A 20,054-nucleotide genomic window follows, 5' to 3' on the forward strand; every position below is an offset into this window, starting at 1 on the left:
AAGGTTTCATCATGGGAATTTTGACGGGTTACAAGGTCCTGGATTGCTCGATCGCCATGGCCGGTCCATTTGCCGCACAGCGGCTGGGCGACCTAGGCGCGGACGTGATCAAGATCGAGCCCAAAGAGGGTGAATGGCAACGCCATGCGCCCGCGGGTGGGATCAAGGGCAACAAAATCAATGTGTCCTTTCTTTCTCTCAACCGCAACAAACGATCGCTCGCCGTCGACCTGAAAAGCGAGGACGGCCAGGCCATCATTCGCCAGATGGCAAGCCAGGCCGATGTGTTCATTCAAAACTACCGTCCGGGCGTCGCTCAGCGCCTGGGCGTCGACTATGAAAGCCTGTCGGCGTTGAATCCAAGACTGATTTATGTCTCGATGTCGGGATTCGGCGAAGACGGCCCCTATGCCCGCCGGCCCGGACAGGATCTGCTGTTGCAGGCCATGTCGGGTGCGATGCTGTCGGCCGGCCGCGATGGCGAGGCGCCGCGTGCTGCAGGCCAATACCTGGTAGACGCGGTCACTGCCTACTGCGCCTTTGAGGGCGTACTGGCCGCGCTGCTTCATCGCGAACGCACCGGCGAAGGCCAGAAAGTCGAAGTCAACATGCTGGACGCGATTACAACGCTGCAAATGCAGGAGTTGTCCGTCTTCACAGTAGGCGGCAAGCCGCAGACTCGTAGCGCTGAACCCCATGCGCACAGCTATATTCGCGCGCCCTACGGCACTTTTGCGACGCAAGACGGCTATTTGGCGCTGGCCATGCCTGACATGACCGTGTTGGCGCGCGAGCTGGAACAACCTGCGCTGCTCGACTATGCCGATGAGGCAGCGGGCTGGAATCAACGCGACGAGATTTTCTGCCTGGTGCGCGAAGCGATGACCCAACGCACGACGAAAGACTGGTTCGAACGGCTCAACGCCGCCGGTATCTGGTGCAGCCCTGTGTATGGTTATGCCGAGCTCGTAGCAGACCCGCAGATCGCGCACAACGGGACCTTTGTCGAATACGAACACCCCACCGAAGGCCACGTTAAAACGCCGGGCTTTCCCATTCGCTTTACCAAAACACCTGCGCGCGTGGAGCGCGGCGCGCCCTTGACTGGCCAACATAGTGCGCAGATTCTGCGCGAATACGGCTTCGATGCGGATCGTATCGCGTCCTTTGAAGCGCACGGCGCCATTGTGTGCGGGGAACAGGCATGAGCCGACGTTGGCAAGGACTGACCTGGGATCATCCCAGGGGCTATGCCGCGTTACGAGCCGCCGCAGATCGGACCGGATTGATCGACTGGCATACGCATTCGCTTGAGGGCTTCGAGTCCGCCCCCATCGCGCAATTGTGCGAGCAATACGATCTGATTGTGCTCGATCATCCGCACTTGGGCGAAGCCTTGGCACAAGGCTGCCTGCAACCGCTGGATCGGCTCTTGCCTAACGAAGCACTGCGTTCGATAGAACGCAACAGCATCGGGCTGACCTACGCCAGTTATCACATGGCCGGCCAGCAATGGGCGTTGCCGTTGGACGCGGCAACACAAGTGATGGCGGTACGTCCTGATCTGCTGACGCGAACGGATCATGCCGTGCCTGTGCAATGGCAGGATGTTCTGGCGCTGTCACGCCAAACGAAACAAGTCGCGCTGTCGCTGGCAGGTCCACATGCCTTTCTGACGCTGCTGTCGATGTGTGCTGCGCTGGACCCGGATCTCACTTTAGATGACGGCAAACGCTGGCATCAACGTGAAGTACTTCAACAAGCCTGCGAATGGCTGGCCGAACTTGCCGCACTCAGCCCCGTTTCCGTGCGAGATGCCAACCCGATCGCCCTGCTGCATCACATGACCACGCACGACGATGTGCTGCTATGCCCCTTGGTCTATGGCTACGTGAACTACACACGAACTGCCGCTGGCAACGCATTGACGTTTCATAATGCACCACGCGTTGCATCGAATGCGCCTGGCTCCATTCTCGGCGGCACTGGTATTGCGATTTCGCAGCGTTGCCAGATCGACGCTCCCCTGATCGAGCATCTACTGTGGTTGCTCGGCGAACATGCGCAAACCCATTTCATTGCGCAGCATGCCGGCCAGCCCAGCCACCTATCCAGTTGGCGAGATCCAGGGGTCAACGCAGACAGCAGCCATTTCTATCTCGCCACGCTCGATACATTGAATGCGGCCAGCCTGCGCCCTCGTCATGATGGATTCATCGCTTTGCAAAGCCGCGCGTCGGCATTTCTGCGTGAAGGGCTGTTCAACAGATCCTCGCCCGCAACACTGGCCGACGGACTGAACACGCTGTGCGCACCGCACTCTACGATTGCTGAAAGGAATTTTTGTGACTAACCTCGTCAACCTGCACATTCAGGACCATGTGGCCTGGATCGAACTGAACCGGCCAGAAAAGCTTAACGCGATGACGCCCGAGATGGCCGAACTGCTCGTTCAAGCGATTGAGACTTGCAATCAGAGCGACGACGTACGTGCCGTCGTGTTGACTGGCGCGGGACCCAAATCATTCTGCGCAGGCTCGGATATCGTAGAGCTCGACAGCTATGCCACACCATGGGATTTTCGCAACCGCCGCGACTACTGCGATCTGATTCGCGCGCTCAAAAAACCTGCCATTGCGGCAATCAATGGCTATGCGTTTGGCGGCGGTCTCGAAATGGCGTTGGCATGCGATATTCGCATCGCCTCGGACAATGCCAAGCTCGGCTCTCCGGAGATCAAGCTCGGTTGGATCGGCGGAGGTGGCATGACGGCGCAACTGCTGCATTCGATCGGCGCTTCGAACGCCGCGTTGATGGTCATGACGGGCGACCCTATATCGGCTCAGCAGGCATTGAATTGGGGCTTGGTCAGTGACGTCGTTGCCGCTGATGCATTGCGCGAACGTGCCGCCGCGATTGCCAGCGCGATCGCCGCCCGCGCACCCATTGCAGCCGAAACCGCCAAGGTCAATCTGCGCGCGGCATTGAGCATGCCCATGGAACAAGCCACCGCCTACGAACGCGATCTACAAACCATCTGCTTTGCCACTGCGGATGCCATGGAGGGACGTCGGGCGTTTCAGGAAAAACGTTCGCCTACGTTCCAGCGGCGTTAAGGGTTGATCAAGACCGGCCGCGCCACACGCACGCCGTTCCAGCGCATCCATTCGCCGAGCTCGGGGCGTGCCAGCACCTCGAATTCCGCCACCCGCTGCGATGCCTGCGCATCGCAGCCACCGGGCAACGCCGGGTGGCACATGACCAAGTCGCCATCGCGCGCGTTGTGCAGCCAGCGCTGCAACAGGCGCGAATAACGGCGCCCGCCGCCCTGCTGGTCATACACTCCCAATAACCGGCGATTCGTCCGCCAGCCATCTCGATCCGCCACGCGAGCGACGGCGCTCGCCCCTAGTGCGCCCACCAGGCGTGCCTTGGCCGACTCGCGCAGCGGAATACCATCCTGCATACCCGGCGCCGTATGACGCAGCCAAGGAGCGCGAGAGCCGTAGCGGCACTCCAGCAATTGCAGCAAACGTGGCAACACCCCAGGCAACTGATGCACATGCTGATGCCCGTCTACGTAATCCGGGGCTCGGCCCATCACAGCCTCGAATGCGTCGAACTGGCGCGCCAGCTGCGCATCGATCCATGCCTCGTCCAGACGCCCCGCATAGGCGCGTGCGATCAGGACAGGCAAAGCCATGACCGGCGCCTGGGCGGGGTCTCCCAGGCTCTGGGTCAGATTCAGATGTACGCCTAAATCCAGATCGAATTCACGTAAATCCGGGCCGTGATCGGCAAATGTCTGCCCCTGCGATAAACAACTGACGGCGCTCAGACGCCCGAGCCGAGCGAGTCGCATGACTCCGGCGTCGATGCTGGCGTTCATGCCAAAATCATCGCCGCACACCACAATGCGTTTCCACCACTGCCCGGTGCCCGCGTCCGACGAGGGCCGACCAACGGGCGGCTGGGCAAGTTGGGAGTGGTAATCGAACAATCTGGTAGCGGCGTTATCGTCTGGCATTCTTGGCTCACTTTTCGCCGTGGGACGGGAAATACCGGTAACCATAACCGCACAGCATGTCGTTCTGATTGCAACGCTCAACCGGCGACCCCGAATCAGACCGATGGATGACAGAACGCCTGCGGTCCGTTGTATCACCATGACCTTTCCCATCAGCTACCACTGGCCCGGCTGTGCTAGCCGCCCAGCCGGCGTGCCTAGGGGAAACCTGGATAGGCGGAACGACCGGTTTTTGCCCAAACTAGCATCTTTGATTTTTGATCAAAGATCTAAATGCCCCCGACTCGCACTCTGGAACCCCTGGTCCACACCTCGGTCAACGAAGCCGTCTACCGGCGACTGCGCGACCACCTGATGCGGGGCGACTACGCGGCAGGCGAAGTACTGGGCATCCAGGAGCTCGCCGACGCCTTCGGCACCAGCGCCATGCCTGTGCGCGAGGCGCTGCGCCGGCTGGCAGCTCAACGCGCCCTGGAACCCATGAAAAGCCGGTCGATGCGGGTGCCGGTCATTTCTCGCGCACGTCTAGAAGACATCCGGCGCGCCCGCGTGCTGATCGAAGGTAGCGTGACGGCGTGGGCGGTCGAGCACATCACCGACGACGAACTGGCCGAGCTGCGCGGTTTGGCCGCTCAGATCGGCCAGTCGCTGGCCGATCCGCGCTCGGTGCCGGACGGCCTGGAAACCAACCAGTTGTTCCACTTCACGATCTATCGCGCTGCGCGCTCGGAATCGATGATGGCCACCATCGAAAGCCTGTGGTTGCAATCGGGCCCTTACCTGCGCGCCAGCCGAGAACTGATGCATTCCGATGAACGGCCGTCCGACGAACTCCACGCCACTATCGTGCAAGCCATCGCCCGGCGCGACGCCGACGCGGCTCGCGCCGCCATGGAGCGCGACATTTGCTGGGCGTTCGACCAGCTCACGGCACACCGCACCGCCCTGGCCGGCGCATAGCGCCCGCACACTTCACAAGGAACCCGCATGTCCCTGCACAAGCACCGCTCCCGCATGGTCACTCATGGCTTGACCCGCACGCCACACCGCGCATTCCTGCGCGCCACCGGCTTTGACGATGCGGCCCTGGAGAAATCCATCGTCGGCATCGTCAGCACGCAGGGCGAAAACACACCCTGCTCGATGGCACTGGCCCCGCAAGCCGACCGGGCTCGCCTGGGCGTGGCGGCGGGCGGCGGCGTGCCGGTCAGTTTCTCGACCATCTCGGTATCCGACGGCACCTCGATGAACCACGCCGGCATGCGCATGAGCCTGCTGTCGCGCGAAACGATCGCCGACAGTGTCGAGCTAGTGGTGCGCGGCCATGCCTACGACGGGCTGGTCGCCTTCGCCGGCTGCGACAAGACGCTGCCCGCCATGATGATGGCCATCGTGCGCCTGAACGTGCCGGCGGTGTTCCTGTACGGGGGTGCCACGCTGCCGGGACACGCTTTGGGCCGCCAGGCCACCATCCTGGACACTATCGAAGCAGTGGGCCGTGTCCAGCACGGCACCATGACGGCCGCCGATCTGAAAACCATGGAGCGCACCTGTACGCCGTCGGCGGGATCGTGTCCCGGCCAGTTCACGGCCAATACCATGGCCATGGTGGCCGAGGCCCTAGGTCTGTCGCCGCTGGGCTCGGCCATGATGCCAGCGGTCTACAGCGAACGCCTGGCCATTGCCCAGCAGGCCGGCGAGCGTGTCATGCGCGCGCTGGCGCAAGGCGGCCCGTTGCCGCGCGAGCTGGTCACGCGAGCCAGCCTGGACAACGCCTGTGCGGCCGTTGCAGCGACAGGCGGCTCGACCAACGCCGCGCTGCACATCCCCGCCATCGCGCACGAAGCGGGCATCCGCTACACCCTCGACGATGTCGCCGAGGTGTTCCAGCGCACGCCGCTGATCGCCGACCTGCAGCCCGGCGGTCGCTTTCTGGCCCGCGACCTGCACGAAGTCGGCGGCGTGCCGGTCATGCTCAAGGCCCTGCTGATGGGCGGCTACGTGGACGGTAGCGTGCTCACGCTCGACGGCCGCACACTGGAACAAGCGCTGGCCGATGTCCCCGACCCCGACGGCGAGGTGGTGCGGCCCTGCTCGCGCGCCATTCATCCGTCGGGCGGCGTCACGGTGCTCAAGGGCAACCTCAGTCCGCAGGGAGCGCTGCTCAAGATCGCTGGCCTGAAATCGCTGCAGTTCTCCGGCCCGGCCCGCGTATTCGAGAACGAGGAGGATTGCATGCGCGCCGTTTCGCAGCGCACCTACCAGCCGGGCGAGGTGCTGATCATCCGCAACGAAGGCCCCAAGGGCGGACCCGGCATGCGAGAAATGCTCAGCGTTACGGCGGCCTTGTATGGGCAGGGCATGGGCGAGAAGGTGGCGCTGCTGACCGATGGCCGCTTCTCCGGCGCCACGCGCGGCCTGTGCATCGGCTATGCCGGCCCGGAAGCCGCAGCCGGCGGTCCGATCGGCCTGATCCGCGACGGCGACATCATCCACATCGACGCGCAGGCTAACGCCTTGAATGTCGAACTGAGCGACGCCGAGCTGGCAGCCCGCCGCGCCGCCTACACGCCGCCGCAACAGGCTCGGCTGGCCGGCGCGCTGGAGAAATACGCGCTGCTGGTGCGGCCCGCCCACGAGGGCGCGGTCACGCATTCCGGCAACGTGCAATGGCCGTACGAAACCCCGGAGGCCGAATGAGCGCGACACTGGCATTCTGCGGTACCGGCCTGATGGGCGCGCCTATGGTGCGACGCCTGTTGGCCGCCGGCCATCGCGTCCGAATCTGGAACCGCAGTCCCGAAAAAGCCCGCGCGCTGGCGGCCGACGGCGCCGAGCTTGCCGCTACGCCGGCCGAAGCGGCGCGCGGCTGCGACGGTGTGTTCCTGTGTCTGACCGACGAGCGTGCCGTGCAAGACACCGTGTTCGGCGCGCAGGGCGTGCATCATGCCGCCGGTGCCTGGCTGGTGGACCACTCGAGCATTGCCCCCGACACGGCGCGGCAGTTTGCCAGCCAGCTGGAGCAGGCCTGCGGCCGCGTCTGGATCGATGCGCCGGTCTCCGGCGGCGTGGCAGGCGCACAGGCCGGCACGCTATCCATCATGGCAGGCGGGCCAGCCGACTCGATCGATGCGGCCTCGCGCTACATGCGCGCCTATGGCAGCCGCGTCACGCGCATGGGGCCTGTGGGTGCCGGTCAAGTGGCCAAGCTCTGCAATCAAACCATCGTAGCCAGCACTGTCAATGCCATCGCCGAGGCCGTGGCGCTGGCACAGCGCAGCGGCATCGATGCGGCGGTCCTGAACACCGCTCTGGCGGGTGGTTGGGCCGACTCCACGCTGCTGCAGATTTTTATCCCGCGCATGACGGCGCCGGTGGACCAGTTGCTAGGCACCGTGGCCACTATGCTCAAGGATGTCGAAAACGTCGCCGCGCTGGCACACGCCACCGGCACCGAGCTGGCCGGCCTGAATGGCGTACTCGCCAGCTACCGGATCGCGGCCGCGCAAGGGCTGGGCCCGGCCGACCTGTCCGACATCGTGCGCGTTGCCTGGCCCGAACGCCCGGGTCCGGCCGCACTTCAGGACCCATCATGAAGCTGGCTGCCAACCTTTCGCTGCTCTACCCCGGACTGCCGTTGGCGCAGCGCATGGCCGCGGCCGCCCGTGACGGTTTTGCCGGCGTGGAGATCCTGTTCCCCTATGATCTGGAGCCTCACGAACTGGCCGCCATGTTGCGCGACCACGGCCTGCAACTGGTCCTGATCAATACCCCGCCCGGCCAACCTGGCGAGAAAGGCTTGGCCAGCCTGCCTGGCCGCGAGGTCGATTTCAACCACGCGCTGCAACGCGCATTACAAGTCTGCGAGGCCACGCAGTGCGGCATGATCCACGCCATGGCAGGCGTGCCGGCGGCAGACGTTGCACCGGGAGCTTGCCGCGCCACTCTGATCGACAACCTGCGTCAGGGCGCAGTACTCGCCAGCCGCGCCGGCGTGTCACTGACCCTGGAAGCGCTCAACCGGGCCGACGTGCCAGGCTATTTTTATAACCGTCCCGACCAGGTCGCCGACATCATCGCTGCAGTCGGTCACGACGCAGTGCGGCTGCAGTTCGACCTGTACCACACGCAACGCGAGGCCCTGGACATGGACGCGGCGCTAGACAGCGTGCTGCCCTTGGTGCGCCACGTGCAATTCGCCAGCCCGGCAGGCCGCCACGAGCCCGACCCGACTGTCCCCGCCGTGGCGCGCGCACTGCGCACGCTAGCTCGCCACGGCTACACCGGTTGGGTCGGTTGCGAATACATCCCCGCCGGCGACACATCTGCCGGACTGGCCTGGCGCGAAGCCTACCAAGCCGTACTAGACGCGGACGATACACCATGAACATTCTTGTCACGGGAGCCAATGGCTATGTCGGTCGCGCGCTGGCGCAGCGGTTGTGCGCGCTGCCCGGTCTGCCCGGCTACGGCACGCCGGCCACCATCACGTTGTGCGACCTGACCATGGACGAACCGCCGGCGGACTTACGCGTACGCGTCGTCACCGGCAGTTTCGCCGATCCGTCGGTGCTAGCCGCGATCACCGATCCCGCGCCGGACCTGGTATTCCACCTCGCCTGCGTGGCCAGCGGACGCGCCGAAGAACAATTCGAGCTTGGCCTGCAAGTCAATCTGGCCGGCTCGCTGCAGTTGCTGGAACATCTGCGCCGGCAGGGCAAGTCGCCCGGCCTGATATTCACCAGCAGCATCGCGGTATTCGGCGCGCCACTGCCCGATCGCGTCGATGACGACACACCGACCGCGCCGGCCTTGAGCTACGGCGCACACAAGCTGTCCATGGAAATCCTGCTGGCGGACTATACGCGGCGCGGCTTTCTGCGCGCCCGCTCAGTGCGCCTGCCCGGCATCGTGCCGCGCCCGCCCGCCCCGAACGGCGCCTGGTCGGCCTTCTCCAGTACGCTGATCCGCGCGCTGACCGTTGGCGAACCCTGCACACTGCCAGTCGGCCCGCAAGCCACGCTGTGGCTGATGTCACGGCAATGCTGCATCGACAACCTGCTGCACGCTGCGTGGCTCGCCGCGCAGCCGGTCGGCGACCGCACGGCCTGGACTTTGCCCGCGCTACGCGTGTCGGTACAGGACATCGTGCAGGCGTTCGATGAGCGTGGCGACGGCCAGGCAGGCACGCGGGTGCGTTATGCCCCCGAACCTGCCATCGAAGTGCAATTCGGTAGTCAGCCGCCGCTGTTTACGCCTGCTGCCGATGCCGAGGGTTTTCGCCATGACGGCAGCCTGGCGGCGCTGCTGGACCGTGCGGCGCAAACGCCATAACCCTCCCCCCCCATCGACTCAAACCAAAACACGAAAACCACCTGAGGAGAGACATCCATGATCAAAGCCCTTGCCACACTCGCGATAGCCGGCGCGGCACTCGCCGCCACCGTGCCTGCGTACGCCCAGAAAGTGCAGTTGACCGTATCCAGTTGGCTGCCGCCCACGCATGCCCTGGTAGCAGACTTCATTACGCCTTGGGCGAAAGAGATCGAGCAAGCCACCGACGGCCGAGTCACGCTGCGCCTGCTGCCCAAGGCGGTCACCAATCCGGCGGGCCATTTCGACGCCGTGCGTGACGGCCTGGTCGATATCACGTTCATCTCGCACTCGTACTACCCGGGCCGTTTCCAGTTGACAAAGTTCGCCGTGATGCCGCTCTCCGGCAACACCGCGCAGTCGCGCTCGGTCGCCGCGTGGGACACCTACGAGAAATATCTGCTCAAAGCCGACGAGCACAAGGGCGTGCGGCTACTGGGTATTTACACACACGGCCCCGGCATTGCGTTCACCACCAGCAAATCGATCACCCGCGTCGAAGATTTCGAAAGACTGAAGATCCGCGTCGGCGGCGGCATGGCCACCGACGTGGCCAAGGCGCTGGGCGTCAGCCCCATCGCCAAGCCAGCTCCCGAATCGTACGAACTGCTGAGCACCGGCGTGGTCGACGGCGTGTTCTTTCCGGCCGAATCGTTGGTGTCGTTCAAGCTGGACAGCATCATCAAGCATGCCACGACGTTCCCCGGCGGCCTGTATTCCGATACGCACGCCGTCATCATGAACGAAGACGCCTTTGCTCGTCTGTCCAAGCAGGACCAGGACACCGTGCTGAAGCTGTCGGGCCGGCACCTGGCCGAGCTGGCCGGCAAGGCCTGGGACAAGCATGATGCGGTTGCCAGGAAAGTGATGGACGGCGGCGATATCCAGGTTGTAAAGGCCGACGACGCCCTGGTAGCAGCAGTGCGAGAGCGCACCAAAGGCTTTGAGCAGACCTGGCTGGATGCTGCCGCGGCCAAGGGTATCGATGGACCTGCCGCGTTGGCGTCGTTCCGCGCCGAGCTCAAGCAGCTCGACAGCCAATGACCGAACTCGAATGCGAGGCGTCGGCCCAGACTCCGCGCCTCGTGCCCGTCACACCGAGAATGCTATGAAAACCCTGAACTGCGCGATCACCGTCCTGCTCAAGGCCATCGCCGTAACGAGCCTGTGCGGCATGAGCCTGCTGACGGTCGTCGATGCGACCGGCCGCTACTTGCTCAACTACCCCATCATTGGGTCAGTCGAACTGGTCGAACTGATGATGATCGCGGTGATCTTCTCCAGCATTCCCCTGATGACCCGCTCGCGCGGACACATCACGGTGGACGGCTTCAGCCATCTGTTCTCGGCACGCGCCGTCGCCCTGCAAGACCGGTTCGGTGCAGTGCTAGCCACCGTGGTCAGCGGCTTCCTGGCCTGGGTCACGTGGGGCAAGGCTACCAGCACGGCCGACTACGGCGACATGACCGCCATGCTCGGTATCCCGCTGGCGCCGTTCGTCTATTTCATGGCGGTGCTGCTGGCTCTGGACGCCATCTATCACGCGGCCAATGTCCTGCGCCCCATTGCCGACACCGGGAGCGAAACACCATGATCGAATCCCTGATCGCCCTGGGCGCCATGCTGACGCTGGTGTTCCTGCGCGTGCCAGTCGCCTTTGCCATGGCGCTGGTCGGCTTCATCGGCCTGGGGCTCGTTCGCAATTGGAACTCGGCCTACGCCATGGTTGGATCCGTCATCTATGAAAGCGGTTTTCAGTACCTGCTGTCTGTGCTGCCGCTATTCATCCTGATGGGCAATTTCGTGACCGAATCGCGCATGTCGCGCGAGCTGTATGCGGCCGCCCATGCTGTGTTAGGACACCGACGCGGTGGCCTGGCCATGTCCACCATCGTGGCCTGCGGCGGCTTTGGCGCAATCTGCGGGTCCAGCCTCGCTACAGCCGCCACCATGGCGAAGGTGGCTTACCCCGAGATGCGCCGCATCGGTTACAGCGAGAAGCTGGCCGCCGGCTCGATCGCGGCAGGTGGCACGCTCGGCATCCTGATCCCGCCGTCCATCATCATGGTGGTGTACTGCCTGCTGACCGAACAGAGCATCGGCAAGATGTTCGCCGCTGGCGTGTTGCCCGGCCTCTTGGCCATGGCTTGCTACATGCTGGCGGTAGCGTGGGTGGTGCGGCGTGACCCTGCCGCCGGCCCCAAGGGCGAGCGCCACACCTGGCCACAGATCCGCCACGCATTGAGCCGAGTCTGGGCGGTGCTCGCCCTGATCGCCTTGTTGATGGGCGGCATCTATGTCGGCATGTTCACGCCCGCCGAAGCGGCAGGCATCGGCGCGTTCCTGGGCTTCCTGTTCGCGTGCTGCCGCCGTACATTGAGCTGGCGCACCTTTGTGAATGTAGTAGTGGAGTCGGCCAAGACCACAGGCATGATTTTCGTGGTCATGATCGGCGCGCTGATGCTGGCCAACTTCATCAATTTCACGTCGCTGCCCGGCGACCTGCTCGAGCTGGTCGAACACTATCAGCTCAGTCCCCTGGCCGTGATCTTCGCGATCTGCGCCATCTACATCGTACTGGGCTGCGTACTGGAGAGCATGTCGATGATCCTGCTGACCGTGCCGGTGTTCTATCCGCTGGTGCAGAGCCTGGGCTTCGATCTGATCTGGTTCGGCATCATCGTGGTGGTCGTCACCGAACTCAGCTTCATCACTCCGCCGTTCGGCATGAACGTCTTCGTACTGCGCGGCCTGCTGCCTGGCGTGAGTACACAGACGATTTTCCGGGGAGTGATGCCGTTTGTGGTCAGCGACATCGGGCGCCTGACGATCCTGATCCTGTTTCCGACGATATCGCTATACCTGCCGCGCTTTGTGAGCTAGCGTGGCAGCTCTACAGCAACCGCGCTCAACGCAGCAACAACTCGCTCAACGCCCGTGAAAAACCGGCTTGCGCTTTTCCACAAAGGCTCGGGCGCCCTCTCGACGGTCTTCGCTATCGTAGGGGTCGGGACCTACTGATAGCCGCAGCGCGGCAGATATCGGCAAGCCGATACTTCTGGACGCGACCGCCTTCATGCGCTGGACTGAAAGCGGCGCGTTGTCCGCGATGCGGCGCGCCAGCTGTTCGACCTGTTCCAACAGCTCGGCGGCGGCGCAGACACGGTTGACCAGCCCGAGTTCGTGCGCGCGCTGCGCGCCGATCAGATCACCGGTATAGAGCGCCTCGAGCGCCAGGCCACGGGGAATCAGTTGCGGCAGCACCACGCTGCCGAAGTTGGCGCCCATGCCGACGCGCGCCTCTGGCAGCCCCAGCCTGGCACTATCGGCCGCGACGCGAAGATCGCAGGCCAGGGCCAGTTCGCAGCCCCCGCCGGCAGCCACGCCGTTGATGGCCGCGATCGTGGGCTTGGACATCTCCAGCACGACCTCGTTGAGGTTGCGCGCCGGCCCGTCCATGGGATGCAGCATGCTGCCCGCGCTGTCCAGCTCTTTCAGATCCACGCCGGCCGAGAATGCGCGGTCACCTGCACCGGTATAGACCACTACCCTGACCTCGGGATCCCGATCCAAGACTAGCGAGACGTCAACCAGGCGCGCGAAAGTCGCGGGCGCCAATGCGTTCATCCGGTGCGGACGATTGATGGTGACCCAGGCGATCTGGTCCTGGATGCGCGTCTGGATTTCGTCGGATGTCGTCATGTCAGTTGGCCGGTTGCATGTTGGCGCGCTTCATGACTTCCAGCCATGTCTTGCGTTCGCTCTGCGCGAAAGCGGCGAACTGCTCGGCAGTCAGGCTGCTGGGAGTCACGCTGAGCGCTTCCATTCGCTTGAGCGCTTCGGGACGGGCAGAGGCTTCGCGCATGGCCTTGTTGATGGCATCCACGATCTCGGTAGGGGTGTCTTTGGGCACCCACACACCGTACCAGGCCGTCACGTCGAAATCCGGTATGCCGAGCTCGGCAATGGTGGGCACGTCGGGCAGCTCGGGCATGCGGCTTTTGGTAGAGACCGCCAACGCGCGCAGCTTGCCGCCGCGGATCTGCGACATCACACTGGCAGCAGTGGAGTAGAGTAGGTCCACGTGCCCGCCCATGACGTTGGTCAGTGCAGGGGCGGTGCCGCTGAAGGGTACGTGGGTCATGTTCAGCTTGCCCTGGAAGGCGACTCGCTCGCCCGTCAGGTGCGGCAGCGAGCCCTGCGCGCCGGAGGCGAAGGTGATGTTCTGCGTCTTGGCGGTGTCCAATACTTGCCGGAAGGTCTTGTAAGGCGAGTTCTCGCCGGTGACGACAATGATCGGCGCCGACCCCAGCACGCCCACCGGACGGAAATCCTTCATGGGGTCGAACGACAGGTTGGTGAACATGCCTTCGTACATGACGTGCTGCGAGGTGTTGGCCAGCAGCGTATAGCCGTCGGGCTTGCTCAGCGCCACGAGGCGGGCGCCGATCGTGCCAGCCGCGCCGGGCTTTTGTTCCACTACGATCGGCTGGCCGAGGATAGCGGCGACGTCGTCGATGATGAGACGGGCGAACGTCTCGGTCGTGCCGCCAGCCTGGTAGGGCGAGATCAGGGTAATGGCGTGGCTGGGGTATTTGTCTTGGGCCTGCGCGGTGCTGGCACCGATCGCCAGCAATGCGGCCGCGCCGATCAGGGTGAAGCGCTTGAACATGGTTGTCTCCTTTATGTGTGCTTGGGCAAAAAAGGACCGCTATGGCTGCGGCCGCATGATGACCCTGCCAATCGCCTGTCTGCCGGCGATCATGTGCAGTGCGGTCTTGAATTCAGATAGGGGCAGTGCGGCGTGCACCCGTGGCCGGATCCTGCCCTGCGCGGTCCAGTCGAACAGTTGCGCATAGGCCTGGCGCAGCTTTGCATCGTTGCCGGGAGCGACCGGATGACGCCCCCAACCGAAGTAATAGCCCCAGTAGACGCCGATGACGCTGATGTTTTTTACCAGCACGATGTTGGCGGGCACGGTGGGAATGGCGCCGCTCGCGAAACCCATCGGGATGATGCGGCCGTTCGGCGCGATGCATCGCAGCGAGGTGTCGAAGGTTGCGCCGCCGACAGGGTCGTAGATGACGTCAGCGCCGCGTCCGCCGGTCAGTGCCAGTACGGCGTCGCGCCAGTCGGCTCGGTGGTAGTCAATAGCGTGGTCGGCGCCGTGCTCCAGCACGACATCTTGCTTGGCCTTGGAGCCCGCCGTGGCGATCACCGTGGCGCCCAGCGCCTTGGCCACTTCCACCGCGGCCAGTCCGCTGCCGCCGGCCGCGCCGTGCACTAGCACGACCTCCCCCGGTGCCACGCGGGCGCGCCAGTGCAGCGCGCCGTAGGCCGTGCCGTAGATCGTGGGAAACTGGGCTCCCGCATCGAAGCTGACGCCGTCGGGCAGGTGAAAGACCGTCTCTTCGGGCGCCACCACTTCCTGGGCGTATCCGCCCGACTGCACGCCGGCGATCACGCGCTCGCCGACCCGGAAGCGGGAGGCGCCCGCGCCGGTTTCCACCACGACACCCGCGACTTCCGTGCCGGGTATCAGCGGCAGCGGCGCGCGATTCTGGTGCTTGCCTTCCATGACCAGCAGGCTGGCGAAGCTGGCGCTGCACGCATGTACCTGAATGCGCACCGATCCGGCGCGCAAGGCCGGCGACGGAATGTCTTCCAGCGCCGCCACTTCTGGGCCACCGTACTTCCTGCACACGACTGCTTTCATGGTTTTCATCCTTGCACCGCTCCGCTGGCGAACATGGTTTGCACTTCCTCTTCCGAAAAGCCCGCTTCGTGCAGCACTTCCCTGCTGTGTTCTCCCAAGCGGGGCGTGGGACGGGTTGGCTCCGGCTGAGTGACCGACCAAGTGCTGGTACGTGTCATGCTGCAGATCCGGCCCTCTGTGGGGTGGTCCACTGTGGCGAAGAATCCGGTCTGCCGCAGGTGCGGGTGAGCCAGCAGCGATTCCATGGTTTCTATCCGGGCCACCGGGATATCTGCTTCTTCCAGGCAGGCGATCCAGGCATCGGTGCCGCGCCCGGCGAGTACCTCGGACACGATGGCGTACAAGGCCTCGAGGTTCTCGGTGCGATTCGCCATCTTGCTAAAGCGTGGGTCTTCCATGATTTCGGGACGGCCAACGGCGGAGAAAAACGCACGCCATTGGCGGTCGGTGAGCACCATCATGCAGAGAAAGCCGTCCTGCGTCTGGAAGGGGCGCCGGATGGAGGCATAGCGCTGGAATACTGGCGGACCGATGGGCGGCTCGAACGTCAGACCGGCCATGTGGTCAGCCAGCACCAGCGAGGCGATGGACTCGAACATGGGGACTTCGACGTGCTGCCCCTGGCCGCTCACCGCCCGGTGGTATAGCGCTCCCAGGACTGCGTTGGCCGCACAGATGCCGGTAACGCGGTCGGCCAGCGCCACCGGCGCATAGCGCGCGGGCTCGCCGGGCGCGCGCAGCGAGGCAATGCCGGCAGCCGCCTGGATCAAGTCGTCGTAGGCAGGCTTGTCGGCATGTGTGCCGCCCTGGCCATATCCCACGATGTTCACATAGACGATACCCGGGTTGTGCGCCGCCACCTGTTCGTACGCCAGGCCCAACCGTTGCATGGCCTTGGGCCGCGTATTGCAGACGAGCACGTCGGCGGTTTGCGCCAGCCGCATGAAAGCGGCCCGCCCGCCATCGAGCTTCAGGTCCAGCACGATGCTGCGCTTGCTGCGATTGGTGTGCAAAAACATGGCACCCATGCCGCGATGCCGCGCCGGGCCCAAGTCGCGGATGCTGTCGCCTTCGGGAGGTTCGATCTTGACGACATCGGCACCCATGTCTCCCAGGATCTGCGTGGCGACTGGACCCGACAACGCCGCTGTCATGTCCAGGACCCGTATGCCATTCAACGGTCCGCTCATGTGTTTCGCCTTGTCGGCCGCCGCGCTCCGCAGGTCATGCCGAGTAGTAGTGTTGGATAGAACATACTACCTAGTATCATATTAAATTACGCAATTGACAAGTCGCGATATCACCATGAAAAACTTTCCAACATCCCCTAGAAAATTATAATGATACCAAGTAGTATGTTGCCAAATACTTGTACTTGGAGAAGCAATTCATGGCAACCATTTGGAAACCTTCGTTGGATGACGATGCCCGCAGTTGGCGGGATACGGCCCGTCAACTGACGGATACGCACTTTGCGCCAGCGGCCGACGCAATTGACCGTGATCAGCGCTATCCGGTCGAACACCTGGAACCGTTGCGGCAATCCGGCGTCGGCGGCATGTTCATTCCTCGGCAGTACGGCGGCGGCGGAGCGCCGTTGACGGCACTGGTGGCGGTGGTGGAGACCATTGCTGAGGGCTGCGGCTCCACCGCCGCCATCATGGCGGCACTGTCGCTTGGGGCGTTCCCCGTGCTGCTGGGCGGCACCGAAACGCAGAAGCAGGCGCTGCTGGGCGGCCTGGCTCGCGAAGGAACCGCGGTGAACTTCGCCTTGAGCGAGCGCGGCGCTGGTTCCGATGCCGCAGCCATTCAGACCACGGCCGTGCGCGAGGGCAAGGACTGGCGGATCCGTGGCGAAAAGTGCTGGCTCGGCAACGGCGGGCATTCCAAGCATTTCATCGTGTTCGCCCGCACCGGCGAACCCGGCACGCGCAACAACATCACCGCGTTCTGGGTGCCCCGCGACACCGAGGGCGCCGCGGTCGATTTCTATGAAGACAAGATGGGCATCCGCGGCACCACGACCACCAATTTCAAGGTCGACGTCCGGGTGCCCGATTCCAGCATCGTGGGACAAGAAGGGCTGGGCCTGAAACTGGCCCTGTCGACCCTCAACGTGGGGCGGGTGGTGGTGGCCGCCCAGGCGCTGGGCATAGCGCTGTGCAGCTATCGCGCCGCCAGCGCGTTCGCGGCGTCGCGCCAGACGTTCGGCCGGACCATCATCGACCACCAGGGCGTAGGCTTCATGCTCGCCAATGCCGCCACGCAATTGTCGGCCGCCCGTATGATGCTATACGAAGCCGCGCGAGCCTACGATAAAGGGCAAGACATCAGCACCCTGGGCGCCATGGCCAAACTTTTTACCAGCGAAGCCTCGCACACCGTGTGCGACGATGCGATGCAGATCCTGGGAGGCAGGGGCTATGTGAAACCCAATGCGGTCGAGCGTTGCTATCGCGACCAGCGCATCACCGAGATCTACGAGGGCACTTCGGAGATCCAGCGCGTGGTGATCGCGCGCGCCATCAAACGCGAAGCAGAGGCCGCAGGGTCCTGACCGATCGTGCTATCAAGCCTATGGAGCAGACAGTGAAGCAAGAGCACACCCCAGACGAACCAACCGCCGCCTGGCGCGCGGTGGCCGAGTGGTATCACGCGTATTTCACGGGCATCGTCCTGTACGTGTCGTCGCGGCACGGCACGGCCAGCACCGCAGAACTGGTATACGAGATATTCTGCCGGCAGCGCCGCGAACGCTTTCTTCCCGGCTTGCAAAAGTTGGGCCTGGACAACTTGCCGCACGCCGTGGCAGCAGCCCAATACCACTATCTTTCCAATCATATCGGCGGAGTGTCCGTCGAATACATTTATGAATCCGACCGCAAGGCCTGGATCCGATACGCCGCGCCGCGGTGGATCTGGGCTGGCACAGCCCTGTGCGGCATCGCACCGGAAGTCTCGCAGGCCATGCTGCGCGGCTGGCATGCCCAGAACGGAACGATGTTGAGCAACCCACGCCTGGGCTTCGTATGCACCAAGCAGACCGTAGATGCGCAATCCGGCCTGGAAGGCTACTACTACGAGTACGACCGCGACCTGCTACCCCACGAGCGGCTGCGCTTCGCCCGCGACGAAGACGCGCCAGATTTCGACGCGGCCCAGGCCCCGCAACTGCCCACCGACCAATGGCCAGCGGCCAGATTGGCCAAGGCGCACCGCAACTACGCCATGGAATATGTACGTTCGGCATACCCTACCGCACTGCAGTTGTGGGGCCCTGACGAAGCGGCGCATCGTCTACGGATGGTCGGCCGGATGATCGGTATGCAGTTCTATCACGAAGTGGCGCGCGCGCTGGGTGGAGACTACACGCCCGATGCCGCGGGCTTCGCGCGCTTTGTCGCCGACCTGGGCACTGCGCATGGTGACGCATGCCAAGTCGTTCAACACCTTGACGACAGCCATGAGGTTCGCCAAAACGGGTGGGTATTCATGGATGGCATCAGGGAATATCACCCCATGCTGGCTGACGCCTGGAACGGCCTCATCGAGGGAGCTTTGCAGGCGCACAATCGACGCCTCAATATGACCTTCGATGTTCGTGCAATCGGCCAGGGATACGACCTAGCCTGGAGAATTGGCAACTAGGTCCGTGATGAGGAATAGAAGCATGACCATGCAGCAACATCCCGTTGGAGCGCTTGCGGGCCTGAAGGTAGTAGACGCCGCCAGAGTGCTGGCCGGCCCCTTTGCGGGGCAGATCCTGGGCGACCACGGTGCCGACGTCGTCAAAATCGAAAGCCCGGAGGGCGACGAGTGCCGCGGCTTCGGCCCGCCGTTCGTTAATGAAAGCTCGGCTTATTTCAATGCCGTCAACCGCAACAAGCGCAGCGTCGTTCTCGATCTGGGGCAGGCCAACGAACGCGACAAACTCTTTGCCTTGCTGGAGACGGCCGACGTATTGATTGAGAATTTCAAGCTGAGCACGCTGCAGGCATGGGGCATTCCGCATGCACGATGGTTCGTCGAGAGGTATCCTCGGCTTATCCATTGCCGCATTACCGGCTTTGGCGACGAAGGCCCCTACGGCGGCTTGCCGGGCTACGATGCCGCCGTGCAAGCCATGGCCGGGCTACTGTCGATCAACGGCGACCAAGCGGGCGAACCTGTCCGAATCGGTGTGCCGGTAGTGGACCTGACAACCGGCATGAATGCCGCGATGTCCATCCTGCTGGCCTTGCAGGCCAGACACCGCACAGGGCGCGGCCAGATGGCCGATGTCAGCTTGTACGACAGTGCGGTATCGGTGGCGCATCCGTTCCTGACCAACTATCTGCATTCAGGCAAGGTACCGGGCCCGTCGGGCAATCGACACGCCAACATCGTGCCGTACAACGTCTACCGTACCGCTACCGTGCCGCTATTCGTGGCCGTGGCCAACGACAGGCTGTTTGCCCGGTTGTGCTCGCACTTGAGCGTGTCTGGCCTGCCGTCTGACCCGAGATTCGCCACCAACCGCGCTCGCGTCGAGAACCGCGAAGCGCTGGAAGACGAGCTGTGTCGCGCATTCGCAAACGTCGACGGGGAACAGCTCGGGCCTGTCTTGCTGGCCGCGGGCGTCCCGGCCGCGCCGATCCTGGACATCCGGGCGGTGGCCGACGCCGAGCACGCCAAGTTTCGAGGCATGGTCGTGCGCACGGCCGACTATACGGGACCCGGCATTCCCATCAAGCTCAGCGACACGCCCGGCAGCATCCGAGCCCCCGCGCCGACGCTGGGCAACACGACGATCGCCGCCAACGAAACCTTGTTCAACACTTGAACGTACCGCGCGGCGTACAGCCGGGCTTTGCCGCTATACTGCTGTACGCCGCCAGCCAGATCTGCAAATACCGTGATCCTGACCTCCGAACTCGAAAACTGGGTGGGCATCGACTA

The 20,054-nt window shown here is 63.8% G+C and carries 19 protein-coding genes; 14 read left to right on the forward strand and 5 right to left on the reverse strand.

The genetic code is table 11. From position 1 onward, the window contains the following. The first annotated feature begins 11 nt into the window (after window positions 1-11). From ACNA0I_RS17810 to ACNA0I_RS17820, 3 genes are read left to right on the forward strand one after another with little or no spacing between them, the layout of a single operon-like run. Window positions 12-1,208, forward strand: a complete 1,197-nt coding sequence (locus ACNA0I_RS17810) for a CaiB/BaiF CoA transferase family protein (protein WP_415807347.1) — start codon at window positions 12-14, stop codon at window positions 1,206-1,208. After that, window positions 1,205-2,353: an extracellular solute-binding protein gene (locus ACNA0I_RS17815; protein WP_415807348.1), complete on the forward strand. Its 1,149-nt coding sequence runs from the start codon at window positions 1,205-1,207 to the stop codon at window positions 2,351-2,353. Before ACNA0I_RS17810 ends, ACNA0I_RS17815 begins: the two co-directional genes overlap by 4 nt. Beyond that, window positions 2,346-3,116, forward strand: a complete 771-nt coding sequence (locus ACNA0I_RS17820) for an enoyl-CoA hydratase/isomerase family protein (protein WP_415807349.1) — start codon at window positions 2,346-2,348, stop codon at window positions 3,114-3,116. Before ACNA0I_RS17815 ends, ACNA0I_RS17820 begins: the two co-directional genes overlap by 8 nt. On the opposite strand, the gene ACNA0I_RS17825 is transcribed toward ACNA0I_RS17820, so the two are convergent. After that, window positions 3,113-4,027: a ChbG/HpnK family deacetylase gene (locus ACNA0I_RS17825; RefSeq protein ID WP_415807350.1), complete on the reverse strand. Its 915-nt coding sequence runs from the start codon at window positions 4,025-4,027 to the stop codon at window positions 3,113-3,115. The two genes, ACNA0I_RS17820 and ACNA0I_RS17825, sit on opposite strands and share 4 nt — an antisense overlap. Before the next feature lie 273 nt (window positions 4,028-4,300). Here ACNA0I_RS17825 and ACNA0I_RS17830 point away from each other — a divergent pair, with 273 nt between their 5' ends. The 8 genes from ACNA0I_RS17830 to ACNA0I_RS17865 all read left to right on the forward strand — a co-directional run bounded on the left by ACNA0I_RS17830 (window position 4,301) and on the right by ACNA0I_RS17865 (window position 12,283). Beyond that, the gene (locus ACNA0I_RS17830; RefSeq protein WP_415807351.1) at window positions 4,301-4,987 is read left to right on the forward strand and encodes a GntR family transcriptional regulator; all 687 of its coding nucleotides are present in this window, start codon (window positions 4,301-4,303) and stop codon (window positions 4,985-4,987) included. 27 nt (window positions 4,988-5,014) lie between these two features. Beyond that, window positions 5,015-6,727 (forward strand): dihydroxy-acid dehydratase, encoded by a 1,713-nt coding sequence (gene ilvD / locus ACNA0I_RS17835; RefSeq protein ID WP_415807352.1) that lies wholly within the window; start codon window positions 5,015-5,017, stop codon window positions 6,725-6,727. Continuing rightward, window positions 6,724-7,623: an NAD(P)-dependent oxidoreductase gene (locus tag ACNA0I_RS17840; RefSeq protein ID WP_415807353.1), complete on the forward strand. Its 900-nt coding sequence runs from the start codon at window positions 6,724-6,726 to the stop codon at window positions 7,621-7,623. The genes ilvD and ACNA0I_RS17840 overlap by 4 nt, the downstream gene beginning before the upstream one ends. Beyond that, window positions 7,620-8,414 carry a hydroxypyruvate isomerase family protein gene (locus ACNA0I_RS17845; RefSeq protein ID WP_415807354.1) on the forward strand — a complete coding sequence of 265 codons (795 nt, stop codon included), beginning with the start codon at window positions 7,620-7,622 and terminating at the stop codon, window positions 8,412-8,414. The genes ACNA0I_RS17840 and ACNA0I_RS17845 overlap by 4 nt, the downstream gene beginning before the upstream one ends. Continuing rightward, a complete protein-coding gene (locus ACNA0I_RS17850; protein WP_415807355.1) occupies window positions 8,411-9,361 on the forward strand; it encodes an SDR family oxidoreductase in 951 nt (316 codons plus the stop codon). Before ACNA0I_RS17845 ends, ACNA0I_RS17850 begins: the two co-directional genes overlap by 4 nt. 57 nt (window positions 9,362-9,418) lie before the next feature. Then, window positions 9,419-10,444: a TRAP transporter substrate-binding protein gene (locus ACNA0I_RS17855; protein WP_415807356.1), complete on the forward strand. Its 1,026-nt coding sequence runs from the start codon at window positions 9,419-9,421 to the stop codon at window positions 10,442-10,444. A gap of 64 nt (window positions 10,445-10,508) precedes the next feature. Then, window positions 10,509-10,994, forward strand: coding sequence for a TRAP transporter small permease (locus ACNA0I_RS17860; RefSeq protein WP_415807357.1), 486 nt, complete (start codon window positions 10,509-10,511; stop codon window positions 10,992-10,994). Then, window positions 10,991-12,283 carry a TRAP transporter large permease gene (locus ACNA0I_RS17865; protein ID WP_415807358.1) on the forward strand — a complete coding sequence of 431 codons (1,293 nt, stop codon included), beginning with the start codon at window positions 10,991-10,993 and terminating at the stop codon, window positions 12,281-12,283. Before ACNA0I_RS17860 ends, ACNA0I_RS17865 begins: the two co-directional genes overlap by 4 nt. Window positions 12,284-12,328: 45 nt before the next feature. Here ACNA0I_RS17865 and ACNA0I_RS17870 read toward each other — a convergent pair whose 3' ends face one another. Genes ACNA0I_RS17870 through ACNA0I_RS17885 form a run of 4 tightly spaced genes read right to left on the reverse strand, consistent with a single transcriptional unit; the run spans window position 12,329 to window position 16,306 of the window. Further along, the gene (locus ACNA0I_RS17870) at window positions 12,329-13,102 is read right to left on the reverse strand and encodes an enoyl-CoA hydratase/isomerase family protein (protein ID WP_415807359.1); all 774 of its coding nucleotides are present in this window, start codon (window positions 13,100-13,102) and stop codon (window positions 12,329-12,331) included. Between the two features lies 1 nt (window position 13,103). Beyond that, complete coding sequence (locus ACNA0I_RS17875; protein ID WP_415807361.1) at window positions 13,104-14,072, reverse strand: Bug family tripartite tricarboxylate transporter substrate binding protein; 969 nt, start codon at window positions 14,070-14,072, stop codon at window positions 13,104-13,106. Between the two features lie 39 nt (window positions 14,073-14,111). Beyond that, the gene (locus ACNA0I_RS17880) at window positions 14,112-15,116 is read right to left on the reverse strand and encodes an NADPH:quinone oxidoreductase family protein (protein ID WP_415807469.1); all 1,005 of its coding nucleotides are present in this window, start codon (window positions 15,114-15,116) and stop codon (window positions 14,112-14,114) included. Window positions 15,117-15,121: 5 nt separating this feature from the next. Then, window positions 15,122-16,306, reverse strand: coding sequence for a CaiB/BaiF CoA transferase family protein (locus ACNA0I_RS17885; RefSeq protein WP_415807363.1), 1,185 nt, complete (start codon window positions 16,304-16,306; stop codon window positions 15,122-15,124). A 200-nt stretch (window positions 16,307-16,506) separates the two neighbouring features. Between ACNA0I_RS17885 and ACNA0I_RS17890 the strand changes: the two genes are divergently transcribed. From ACNA0I_RS17890 to ACNA0I_RS17900, 3 genes are read left to right on the forward strand one after another with little or no spacing between them, the layout of a single operon-like run. Next, window positions 16,507-17,673: an acyl-CoA dehydrogenase family protein gene (locus tag ACNA0I_RS17890; RefSeq protein ID WP_415807364.1), complete on the forward strand. Its 1,167-nt coding sequence runs from the start codon at window positions 16,507-16,509 to the stop codon at window positions 17,671-17,673. A gap of 20 nt (window positions 17,674-17,693) precedes the next feature. Beyond that, complete coding sequence (locus ACNA0I_RS17895) at window positions 17,694-18,764, forward strand: hypothetical protein (protein WP_415807365.1); 1,071 nt, start codon at window positions 17,694-17,696, stop codon at window positions 18,762-18,764. A gap of 22 nt (window positions 18,765-18,786) precedes the next feature. Further along, a complete protein-coding gene (locus ACNA0I_RS17900; protein WP_415807366.1) occupies window positions 18,787-19,938 on the forward strand; it encodes a CaiB/BaiF CoA transferase family protein in 1,152 nt (383 codons plus the stop codon). Window positions 19,939-20,054 lie beyond the last annotated feature (116 nt).

The organism is Bordetella muralis, from assembly GCF_965139205.1.
GTDB classification, from domain to species: Bacteria; Pseudomonadota; Gammaproteobacteria; order Burkholderiales; family Burkholderiaceae_B; genus Bordetella_A; species Bordetella_A muralis.

What these genes read in the sequence shown, in the direction of transcription:
- ACNA0I_RS17810 (WP_415807347.1), top strand. Translation starts at nt 12, where the DNA reads ATGGGAATTTTGACGGGTTACAAGGTCCTGGATTGCTCGATCGCCATG.
- ACNA0I_RS17815 (WP_415807348.1), top strand. Translation starts at nt 1,205, where the DNA reads ATGAGCCGACGTTGGCAAGGACTGACCTGGGATCATCCCAGGGGCTAT.
- ACNA0I_RS17825 (WP_415807350.1), bottom strand. Translation starts at nt 4,027, where the DNA reads ATGCCAGACGATAACGCCGCTACCAGATTGTTCGATTACCACTCCCAA.
- ACNA0I_RS17830 (WP_415807351.1), top strand. Translation starts at nt 4,301, where the DNA reads ATGCCCCCGACTCGCACTCTGGAACCCCTGGTCCACACCTCGGTCAAC.
- ilvD (WP_415807352.1), top strand. Translation starts at nt 5,015, where the DNA reads ATGTCCCTGCACAAGCACCGCTCCCGCATGGTCACTCATGGCTTGACC.
- ACNA0I_RS17840 (WP_415807353.1), top strand. Translation starts at nt 6,724, where the DNA reads ATGAGCGCGACACTGGCATTCTGCGGTACCGGCCTGATGGGCGCGCCT.
- ACNA0I_RS17845 (WP_415807354.1), top strand. Translation starts at nt 7,620, where the DNA reads ATGAAGCTGGCTGCCAACCTTTCGCTGCTCTACCCCGGACTGCCGTTG.
- ACNA0I_RS17850 (WP_415807355.1), top strand. Translation starts at nt 8,411, where the DNA reads ATGAACATTCTTGTCACGGGAGCCAATGGCTATGTCGGTCGCGCGCTG.
- ACNA0I_RS17855 (WP_415807356.1), top strand. Translation starts at nt 9,419, where the DNA reads ATGATCAAAGCCCTTGCCACACTCGCGATAGCCGGCGCGGCACTCGCC.
- ACNA0I_RS17860 (WP_415807357.1), top strand. Translation starts at nt 10,509, where the DNA reads ATGAAAACCCTGAACTGCGCGATCACCGTCCTGCTCAAGGCCATCGCC.
- ACNA0I_RS17865 (WP_415807358.1), top strand. Translation starts at nt 10,991, where the DNA reads ATGATCGAATCCCTGATCGCCCTGGGCGCCATGCTGACGCTGGTGTTC.
- ACNA0I_RS17870 (WP_415807359.1), bottom strand. Translation starts at nt 13,102, where the DNA reads ATGACGACATCCGACGAAATCCAGACGCGCATCCAGGACCAGATCGCC.
- ACNA0I_RS17875 (WP_415807361.1), bottom strand. Translation starts at nt 14,072, where the DNA reads ATGTTCAAGCGCTTCACCCTGATCGGCGCGGCCGCATTGCTGGCGATC.
- ACNA0I_RS17880 (WP_415807469.1), bottom strand. Translation starts at nt 15,116, where the DNA reads ATGAAAGCAGTCGTGTGCAGGAAGTACGGTGGCCCAGAAGTGGCGGCG.
- ACNA0I_RS17885 (WP_415807363.1), bottom strand. Translation starts at nt 16,306, where the DNA reads ATGAGCGGACCGTTGAATGGCATACGGGTCCTGGACATGACAGCGGCG.
- ACNA0I_RS17890 (WP_415807364.1), top strand. Translation starts at nt 16,507, where the DNA reads ATGGCAACCATTTGGAAACCTTCGTTGGATGACGATGCCCGCAGTTGG.
- ACNA0I_RS17895 (WP_415807365.1), top strand. Translation starts at nt 17,694, where the DNA reads ATGGAGCAGACAGTGAAGCAAGAGCACACCCCAGACGAACCAACCGCC.
- ACNA0I_RS17900 (WP_415807366.1), top strand. Translation starts at nt 18,787, where the DNA reads ATGACCATGCAGCAACATCCCGTTGGAGCGCTTGCGGGCCTGAAGGTA.